This window comes from Streptomyces solincola (assembly GCF_002982015.1).
GTDB classification, from domain to species: Bacteria; Actinomycetota; Actinomycetes; order Streptomycetales; family Streptomycetaceae; genus Streptomyces; species Streptomyces solincola.
Map to the genome: position 1 here is coordinate 1 of NZ_PVLV01000195.1, position 8350 is coordinate 8350.

An 8350-nucleotide genomic window follows, 5' to 3' on the forward strand; every position below is an offset into this window, starting at 1 on the left:
GACGCGGGCCGGGCGGGGGCGGCCGTGGATTGTGACGCTTTTCGCATCCGCACATATCGCTCACAGGAAAACCGCAGCATGGGCCGCCGGTAATGCGGCGTGCGGCACCGGTGACCGAACGCCCCGATCAACGCGGATGAGTCCGTGCAATGCGGGCAGGCGAAGGCGGTGCGAAAGCGAGAACACGCCCGCCGCGCGGAACCCGTTCCGGGTTTTACGAATGCGACGAGCCGGGCTAGCGTGCCTCGAATGTTCCAGGCTCCGCACGGAAACCCGAAGACCCCGCTCCCGCCGGTCGAGGACCCGGCGTCGGCCGCCGCGAACCCGCCGCCGCACGGCGTGGACAGAGCGGCCAGGCCCGGCGGCGGCGACGCCGCCGGGTCGGCCGGTCCCGCCCGCAAAGCGCGGGACCCGTTCTTCGACAATGCGAAGTACCTGGCCATCGTGTTGGTCGCGATCGCACACTCGTGGGAACTCGTCATGGACGGGAGCCGGACGACCCGGGCCGTCTACATGGTCGTCTACACCTTCCACATGCCGGCGTTCATCCTTGTCTCCGGATACTTCTCGCGGAGTTTCGCCGGGCGGCCGGATCAGGTGAAAAGGCTGCTCACCGGTCTGGTCGTGCCGTATCTCGTGTTCGAGACGGCGTACACGCTGTTCGCCTCCTGGGCGACCGGCGACTGGGACCGCTCGCTGAGTCTGACCGACCCCTTCTATCTGACGTGGTTCCTGGTCGCGCTGTTCCTGTGGCGGCTGTCGGTGCCGCTGTGGCGGAGCCTGAAGTACCCGCTGGCGGTCTCCGTGGCGGTCGCCGTCACGGCCTCCCTCTCCCCCGCCACCGGGTCGGACCTGGACCTGATGCGGGTGCTTCAGTTCCTGCCGTTCTTCGTGCTGGGCCTGCTGATGAAGCCCGAGCACTTCGACCTGGTGCGGCGGCGGGAGGCCCGGATCGCGGCGGTGCCGGTCCTGCTGGCCACGCTGCTGTTCGCGTACTGGATCGCGCCGGGCATGAAGCTGAGCTGGTTCTACCGGGCCAGCCCGGTGGAGGACATGGGCATGGCCTGGTGGACCGCCCCGGTGATGCTGGTGCTGCTGACCGGGTGCGCTTTGGTGCTGACGGCGGCCTTCCTGGCCCTGGTGCCGCAGCGCAGGACGTGGTTCACCGCGCTGGGCGCGGGCACCATCACCGGCTACCTGCTGCACGGCTTCGGCGTGAAGGCGCTGGACTACTGGCATGTGGTGGACCGCCAGGACTGGCTGGCGAGCCCGGCCGGCCGGGTGGTGCTGACCGTCGCGGCGGCCACCGTGGTGACCCTGGCGTGCACGTCCCCGGTGCGCCGGGCGCTGCGCTGGGTGACCGAGCCGAGGATGGACTGGGCCTTCAAGGAGGACCCGGCCGAGGCCGCGGCGGCCCGGCGTCAGACGGCTCCCGCCGCGCCCCAACCCGGCCGGGAGCGCCAGGAGGGCCACGAGGGCCACGAGGGCCGCGACGAGGCGGCGGTCTCGCGCACCCTCCAGCTCAGCCGGGCAGGCGGCGGCCGGGACTGATCCCCCGCCCCGGGGCCCGGAGGTCCGAGCCCGCAGCCCCCGTCGTACGGAGCAGCCGTGCGGCGGGGGCTCAGGCGTCGCGGGTGATCAGCAGCAGGGCGCGGTCGTCGTTGACGTCCTTGGCGCAGGCCTCGATGAGGTGCCAGGCCGCGCCGGTGAAGCCGGTGCCGACATAGCGGTCGGCCTCGCCGGTGAGCCGGTCGACGCCCTCGGCGAGGTCCCGGCCGGGGGCCTCCACCAGGCCGTCGGTGAACAGCATCAGCACGTCGCCGGGGCGCAGGGTCCCCTTGACCGGGTGGAACTCGGCCCCGTCGTACACCCCGAGCAGCGGGCCCTCGGCGGCGGTCTCCTCCCAGCGGCCGGTGCCGGCGTGGAGCTGGAGGGCGGGCAGGTGCCCGGCGGAGAGCAGTTCGTAGTCGCCGGAGTCGAGGTCGAGCACCAGGTGGACGGAGGTTGCGAAGCCCTCCTCCCAGTCCTGGCGGAGCAGGTAGCCGTTGGCGGCGGGCAGGAAGCCGTGCGGGGGCAGCGAGCCGAGCAGTCCGCCGAAGGCCCCGGAGAGCAGCAGGGCGCGGGAGCCGGCGTCCATGCCCTTGCCGGAGACGTCGGTGAGGACGACCTCCAGGGTGCGGCCGCCGTGGGTGCGGGCGGCGACCACGAAGTCGCCGGAGAAGGACTGGCCGCCGGCCGGGCGGAGCGCCATCTCGTGGTGCCAGCCCTGGGGCAGGTGGGGCAGCGCGGACTGGGCGCGGATGCGTTCGCGCAGGTCGAAGAGCATGGTGCCGCCGCGCCGCCAGGGCACCCCGACGCGGGCCCGGAACTGGGCGATGAGGAGTCCGAACAGGCCGCAGGCGGCGACCACGAGGACGGTGCCGGGGGTGACCCGCCCGGCGGAGTCCTCGGCGGTGTAGGGGCCGAGGACCACGGACTCGGCGATCAGCGCGGCGGCGGCGGCCGCGTAGAGGCCGAGCAGGCTGGCGGGGCGCAGCAGCAGCCCGCCGGCGACGATCGGCAGCACGAGGGCGGAGGGGGCGCACCAGACGGGGAAGGCGATGGTGGCCAGTGCGAGGGCGGGGACGGTGAGCAGCAGTCCGGCGAAGGCGATCCAGTCGGAGCCGTCGCCGCGGAAGTAGTCGACGGCGGATCTGCGCAGCGCGATCCTGGCCCGGAGCGCTCTCTTGCGAGTCCGGGCCGTGAGGGTCTGGGTTCTCGCTGCACGGGCCATTGGCCTGGACCCTATCCACCCGGGCCCGGGCGTGCAGGGGGCCCCTTCCCGTACGGCCCGCGCGGTGCGAAAACGGGTCGCCGCCGCCGGGAGGCGGCTGGTACGGATGGCGTATGGCGATCGAGACGCGGGTCCTCCGGGCGGAGGACTGGGACGAGTGGTACGGAATGCTGGAGCTGGCCTTCGGCGGAGTGGCCGATTCGCCCCGGGAGCAGGCGCTGTGGCGGGATCTGACCGTGCCGGAGCGGGCGATCGGGCTGCGGGACGGCGAGCGGTGGGTGGGGACGGCGGCGGCGTTCCCGTTCCGGGTGTCGGTGCCGGGCGGGGCGCTGGTCCCCGCGGCGGGGGTGACGATGGTGGGGGTCGCGCCGACGCACCGGCGGCGCGGGCTGCTGTCGGCGATGATGCGGCGGCAGTTGGACGACGTACGGGCGTGGGGTGAGCCGCTGGCGGTGCTGACGGCGTCGGAGCCGGCGATCTACGGGCGGTTCGGGTACGGCCTGGGCACCTGGCAGGTGAGTGCGGAGATCGACACCGACCGGGCCGGGCTGGCGGTGCCGGAGGGGCCCCGGGGAGCCGACGGGGTGGCGCTGCGGCTGGCGGACCCGGAGGAGGCGTCGGCCGCCTGCGAGGCGGTGTACGCGGCGCTGGTGCCGGGGCGGCCGGGGATGATCGCCCGGACGCCGGGGTGGGAGAGGCTGCCGCTGCTGGACCCGCCGGGCGAGCGGGGCGGGGCCTCGCCGCTGGTGTGCGTGCTCGCGGAGCGCGGCGGCGAGGTGGTGGGGTACGCGCGGTACGCGGTGAAGCCGGGGTGGGACGAGGGCGGCCCGGCCGGGGAGGTGCGGCTGCGGGATGTGGAGGCGCTGGACCCGGCGGCGTACGCGGCGCTGTGGCGGTATCTGTTCGGGCTGGACCTGACGAGCAGCGTGCACACCCGGGGGCGGCCGGTGGACGACGCCTGGCAGTACCTGGTCTCCGACACCCGGCGGTGCCGGCCGAAGCTGCGGGACGGGCTGTACGTACGGCTGGTGGACGTCGGCGAGGCGCTGGCGGCGCGGACCTACCAGGTGCCGGTGGACGTGGTGCTGGAGGTCGCGGACGACTTCTGCCCGTGGAACGCGGGCCGTTGGCGGCTGACCGGGGATGCCAAGGGCGCGTCGTGCGAGCGGACCGGGGACGCGGCGGATCTGGCGCTGTCGGTACGGGAGTTGGGCTCGGCGTATCTGGGCGGGGTGCCGCTGCTGTCGCTGGCGGCCGCCGGGCGGGTGCGCGAGCTGCGGGAGGGGGCGCTGGCCCGGGCGTCGGTGGCGTTCGGCTGGCCGGTGGCGCCCTGGCTGCCGCACGGGTTCTGATCCCGGTACGGCGGCCGGCGGTTCAGGCGGGCTGGCAGGCGGGGCACCAGAAGAGGTTGCGGGCGGCGAGCGGGGCGGTGCTGACCGGCGTGCCGCACAGCAGGCAGGGCATGGCGGTGCGGCGGTAGACGTACACCTCGCCGCCGTGGTCGTCCTTGCGGGGCGGGCGGCCCATGGCCTCGGGGGTGTGCTCGGGGCGGACGGTGTCGATCCGGTTGTTCCGCACGCCCTCGCGCATCAGCGCCACCAGGTCGTGCCAGATCGCCGTCCACTCCTCGCGGGTGAGGTCCCTGCCGGGGCGGTAGGGGTCGATGCCGTGCCGGAAGAGGACCTCGGCGCGGTAGACGTTGCCGACGCCGGCGACCACCTTCTGGTCCATCAGCAGGGCGGCGACGGTGGTGCGGCTGCGGGATATCCGCCGCCACGCCTTGTCGGGGTCGTCTCCCTCGCGCAGCGGGTCGGGGCCGAGCCGCTCGTGTATCGCGCGCTTGTCGTCCTCGCCGATCAGGGCGCAGGCGGTGGGGCCGCGCAGGTCGACGTGCGCGTGCGGGTTGGCCAGCCGCAGCCGGACGGTCTCGGTGGGCGGCGGGGCGGGCTGGGGGCCGAAGTTCACCTTGCCGAAGAGGCCGAGGTGGATGTGGACCCACTCCTCCTCGCGGAAGCCGAGGAACAGGTGCTTGCCGTGCGCCTCGGTGCGGGCGAGGACGGCCCCGTCGATCAGGGCGGCGGAGTCGGCGAACTTCCCCTGGGGGCTGCTCGCGTGCACGGGCCGGCCGCCGAAGCGTGCGAAGTAGTCGGCGGCCAGCCGGTGGATGGTGTGCCCCTCGGGCATCAGGCGGTGGGCTCCTGCGGGTGGTGGGCCGGGATCGGGGGCAGCTCGCCGGTGGTCTCGTAGGCGGAGAGCATCTCGATGCGGCGGGTGTGCCGCTCCTCGCCCGAGTAGGGGGTGTCGAGGAAGATCCGGACGAACGCGGTGGCCTCGTCCTGGGTGTGCATCCGGCCGCCGATGGCGACGACGTTGGCGTCGTTGTGCTCGCGGCCGAGGGCGGCGGTCTGCTCGCTCCAGGCGAGGGCGGCCCGCACGCCCTTGACCTTGTTGGCGGCGATCTGCTCGCCGTTGCCGGAGCCGCCGATGACGATGCCGAGCGCGTCGGCGTCGGCGGCGGTGCGCTCGGCGGCGCGCAGGCAGAACGGCGGGTAGTCGTCCTGGGCGTCGTAGATGTGGGGACCGCAGTCGACGGGCTCGTGGCCGTTGTCCTTGAGCCACTGGACGAGGTGGGTCTTCAGTTCGTAGCCGGCATGGTCGGAGCCGAGGTACACGCGCATGGAGGGAGTGTGGCACGGGCGCGGCCGGGTAACGGTCAGCGGGGTCGGGACTCGTCGCCCCGGCGCACCCGGGCCGGGGCCCGTCGTGCACGCCCGTACGGGAGCGGGGCCCGAAGCGGAGCGGATCGGGCCGGTGACGTGCGATGGTCACCGGCAAACAGGTCCGTACCAACATACAAGGGACGTGACCCTCCTCTCGTATCACGATACGGAATCGGGTCTTCCGACCTCTCCCGGTCTCGGGTTTGAATGCACGGGCTCGTCACCCGAGTGCCCCACCGAGGTAAGGAACTGTCCATGACCATGCAGCCGACCCTGCATAAGGAAGGCGGGAAGCCCGGAGAACCCGGCAATCCCCAGCCCTCTGACGGTCTCAAGGCCGGGCTGAAGAACCGCCACCTGTCCATGATCGCCATTGGCGGCGTGATCGGCGCGGGCCTGTTCGTCGGCTCCTCCGGCGGCATCGCCAAGGCCGGTCCGGCCATCCTGATCTCCTACGCGCTCGTGGGCGCGATGGTCGTCATGGTGATGCGGATGCTCGGTGAGATGGCCGCCGCGAGCCCCGACTCCGGCTCCTTCTCCGCGTACGCCGACCGCGCGCTGGGCCGCTGGGCCGGCTTCTCCATCGGCTGGCTGTACTGGTTCTTCTGGGTCGTGGTGCTGGCGGTCGAGGCGACCGCGGGCGCGGTGATCCTGGAGTCCTGGGTGCCGGCGGTACCGCAGTGGGGCTGGGCGCTGATCGTGATGGTGGTGCTCACCGCGACCAACCTGATCTCGGTCGGCTCCTACGGCGAGTTCGAGTTCTGGTTCGCCGGGATCAAGGTGGTGGCGATCGGCGCGTTCGTGCTGATCGGCCTGCTGGCCGTGTTCGGCGTGCTGCCGGGCTCGGAGAACCCGGGCGCGGGCTTCGCGCACCTCACCGACAGCGGCGGGTTCCTGCCCAACGGCGCGGGCGCGATCCTCACCGGTGTGCTGATGGTCGTCTTCTCCTTCATGGGCAGTGAGATCGTGACCCTGGCGGCCGGCGAGTCGGAGGACCCCCGGCGCGCGGTCACCAAGGCCACCAACAGCGTGATCTGGCGGATCGGCGTCTTCTACCTGGGCTCGATCTTCGTGGTGCTGACCCTGCTGCCGTGGAACGACCCCTCGATCACCGAGAAGGGCTCCTACGTCGCCGCGCTGGACTCCATCGGCCTGCCCTACGCCAGCGGGATCATGGACGTCATCATCCTGACCGCGGTGCTGTCCTGCCTGAACTCCGGTCTCTACACGGCTTCCCGGATGGCCTTCTCGCTCGGTGAGCGCGGGGACGCGCCGAAGGCGTTCGCCAAGGTCAACCGGTCGGGCGTGCCGGTCTGGGCGATCCTCGCGTCGGTGGTCTTCGGCTTCGTGGCGGTGTTCTTCAACTACGTCTCGCCGGACAAGGTCTTCGACTTCCTGCTGAACTCCTCCGGCGCGGTGGCGCTCTTCGTCTGGCTGGTCATCTGCCTGACCCAGCTCCGGATGCGCGGCATCCTGCTGCGCGAGGCCCCGGAGAAGCTGACCGTGAGGATGTGGCTGTTCCCCTACCTGACCTGGGCGACCGCCGGCTTCATCGTCTTCGTGCTGGTCTACATGTTCTTCGACGAGGCCAACCGCCAGGTCATCTCGCTGTCGGTGCTGGTCGCCGCGGTCGTGGTCGCCCTCGGCGTGTTCCTGGACCGCCGGCGCAAGGCCCTGGCCGCCAGGGTCTGAGGCGCTCCGGCGACCGGCCGGGAAACCTGACGGAGTCCGTCAGGCGGCAGGGTGAGGCTCTCCGTGTCACTGCCCGTGGACGCGCGTCCGGACATCTCGTCCGTGACGCGCGCCCCGTGACCGGAGGGCCTCACCCGTGTCCGCGTCCCCGTCCGGCGCGTCGGGGGAACGCCGCGAGCCCGGACCGGGTCCGGGCTCGCCACGAGACGGTGTTCGGGTCGCTGGTGCCGCTGGTGCTGGGCCCCTCGCGGGGTCTCCGCTTCGGCGCGGGCGACCCGGGGGTCACTTCCGGCCGATGAGCTTCCAGGCGGCCGGCAGCGCGCCCATGGCCAGCGCGGCCTTCAGGGCGTCGCCGACGAGGAAGGGGACCAGCCCGGCGGAGACCGCCTGGCCGAGCGTCATCCCGGTGGCCAGGGCCAGGTACGGCACGCCGACCGCGTAGATGATCAGCGAGCCCAGCGCCATCGCGCCGGCCGTGCGGAGCACCGAGCGGTCCGCGCCGCGCCGGGCCAGCGCGCCGACGGCGGTGGCCGCGAGCAGCATGCCGAGCAGGTAGCCGAAGGACGGCATGGCGTAGCCCGAGGTGGCCTGGGCGAACCACGGCACGCCCGCCATGCCGACCACGACGTACAGGGCGAGCGAGAGGAAGCCGCGGCGCGCGCCGAGCGCGGTGCCGACCAGCAGCGCGGCGAAGGTCTGCCCGGAGACCGGGACCGGGGAGCCGGGCACCGGGACCGCTATCTGCGCGGCCAGGCCGGTGAGCGCCGCCCCGCCGACGACCAGCGCGATGTCGCGGGTGCGGCTGGAGGGAAGGAGGTCGGCCAGGACCGCACCGGGGCGGGCGGGGGCGAAGGCGGTGCTCATCGGGACTCCGGCGAGGTGAGGAGGGTGGAGGGACACGGCGACGGTAGTCCACCGCGGACGGGCCGATCATCCGCCCCCGGTGACAAGCGGCGCCCACCGCCTTGGTGGACTTCGCACAAAGTCCGCCGCCGGCACCCGCGATGGCGTGACGCCGGTCACGTGTGACGCCGGTCGGACGGTCCCTTTTGCGCCGGCGACCGCTTCCCGGAGAGACTGTGGGGTCCCGCCAAACGGCCTTTCGGGCCTTCGCAGAGTACGAGCACCGCCATGCCGACCGCCCCCACGCCCCCGGCGGGGGACC

The 8350-nt window shown here is 73.1% G+C and carries 7 protein-coding genes; 3 read left to right on the forward strand and 4 right to left on the reverse strand.

Going from position 1 to position 8350, the window contains the following annotated elements:
• The first annotated feature begins 249 nt into the window (after nucleotides 1-249).
• On the forward strand, nucleotides 250-1551 hold the full coding sequence (locus C6N75_RS14155) for an acyltransferase family protein (RefSeq protein ID WP_105869247.1): 1302 nt from the start codon (nucleotides 250-252) through the stop codon (nucleotides 1549-1551).
• Between the two features lie 70 nt (nucleotides 1552-1621).
• Here the strand turns inward: C6N75_RS14155 and C6N75_RS14160 are convergent, their stop codons facing one another.
• Nucleotides 1622-2773, reverse strand: coding sequence for a PP2C family protein-serine/threonine phosphatase (locus tag C6N75_RS14160; protein WP_105869248.1), 1152 nt, complete (start codon nucleotides 2771-2773; stop codon nucleotides 1622-1624).
• 113 nt (nucleotides 2774-2886) lie between these two features.
• On the opposite strand from C6N75_RS14160, the gene C6N75_RS14165 reads away from it, so the two are divergent.
• On the forward strand, nucleotides 2887-4125 hold the full coding sequence (locus C6N75_RS14165) for a GNAT family N-acetyltransferase (RefSeq protein WP_105869249.1): 1239 nt from the start codon (nucleotides 2887-2889) through the stop codon (nucleotides 4123-4125).
• Nucleotides 4126-4147: 22 nt separating this feature from the next.
• Here C6N75_RS14165 and C6N75_RS14170 read toward each other — a convergent pair whose 3' ends face one another.
• Together C6N75_RS14170 and C6N75_RS14175 are read right to left on the reverse strand one after the other, a co-directional pair.
• Nucleotides 4148-4957 carry an Fpg/Nei family DNA glycosylase gene (locus C6N75_RS14170; protein WP_105869250.1) on the reverse strand — a complete coding sequence of 270 codons (810 nt, stop codon included), beginning with the start codon at nucleotides 4955-4957 and terminating at the stop codon, nucleotides 4148-4150.
• A complete protein-coding gene (locus C6N75_RS14175) occupies nucleotides 4957-5451 on the reverse strand; it encodes a ribose-5-phosphate isomerase (RefSeq protein ID WP_105869251.1) in 495 nt (164 codons plus the stop codon). Before C6N75_RS14175 ends, C6N75_RS14170 begins: the two co-directional genes overlap by 1 nt.
• Nucleotides 5452-5748: 297 nt before the next feature.
• On the opposite strand from C6N75_RS14175, the gene C6N75_RS14180 reads away from it, so the two are divergent.
• Entirely contained in the window at nucleotides 5749-7185 is a 1437-nt protein-coding gene (locus tag C6N75_RS14180) for an amino acid permease (protein ID WP_105869252.1), read from the forward strand.
• 282 nt (nucleotides 7186-7467) lie between these two features.
• Here the strand turns inward: C6N75_RS14180 and C6N75_RS14185 are convergent, their stop codons facing one another.
• Nucleotides 7468-8049: a biotin transporter BioY gene (locus tag C6N75_RS14185; protein WP_105869253.1), complete on the reverse strand. Its 582-nt coding sequence runs from the start codon at nucleotides 8047-8049 to the stop codon at nucleotides 7468-7470.
• Nucleotides 8050-8350: the final 301 nt, after the last annotated feature.

Bases quoted from the DNA above. Each gene is read 5' to 3' on its own strand.
- C6N75_RS14165 (WP_105869249.1), top strand. From the start codon at position 2,887: ATGGCGATCGAGACGCGGGTCCTCCGGGCGGAGGACTGGGACGAGTGG.
- C6N75_RS14175 (WP_105869251.1), bottom strand. From the start codon at position 5,451: ATGCGCGTGTACCTCGGCTCCGACCATGCCGGCTACGAACTGAAGACC.
- C6N75_RS14180 (WP_105869252.1), top strand. From the start codon at position 5,749: ATGACCATGCAGCCGACCCTGCATAAGGAAGGCGGGAAGCCCGGAGAA.
- C6N75_RS14155 (WP_105869247.1), top strand. From the start codon at position 250: ATGTTCCAGGCTCCGCACGGAAACCCGAAGACCCCGCTCCCGCCGGTC.
- C6N75_RS14185 (WP_105869253.1), bottom strand. From the start codon at position 8,049: ATGAGCACCGCCTTCGCCCCCGCCCGCCCCGGTGCGGTCCTGGCCGAC.
- C6N75_RS14170 (WP_105869250.1), bottom strand. From the start codon at position 4,957: ATGCCCGAGGGGCACACCATCCACCGGCTGGCCGCCGACTACTTCGCA.
- C6N75_RS14160 (WP_105869248.1), bottom strand. From the start codon at position 2,773: ATGGCCCGTGCAGCGAGAACCCAGACCCTCACGGCCCGGACTCGCAAG.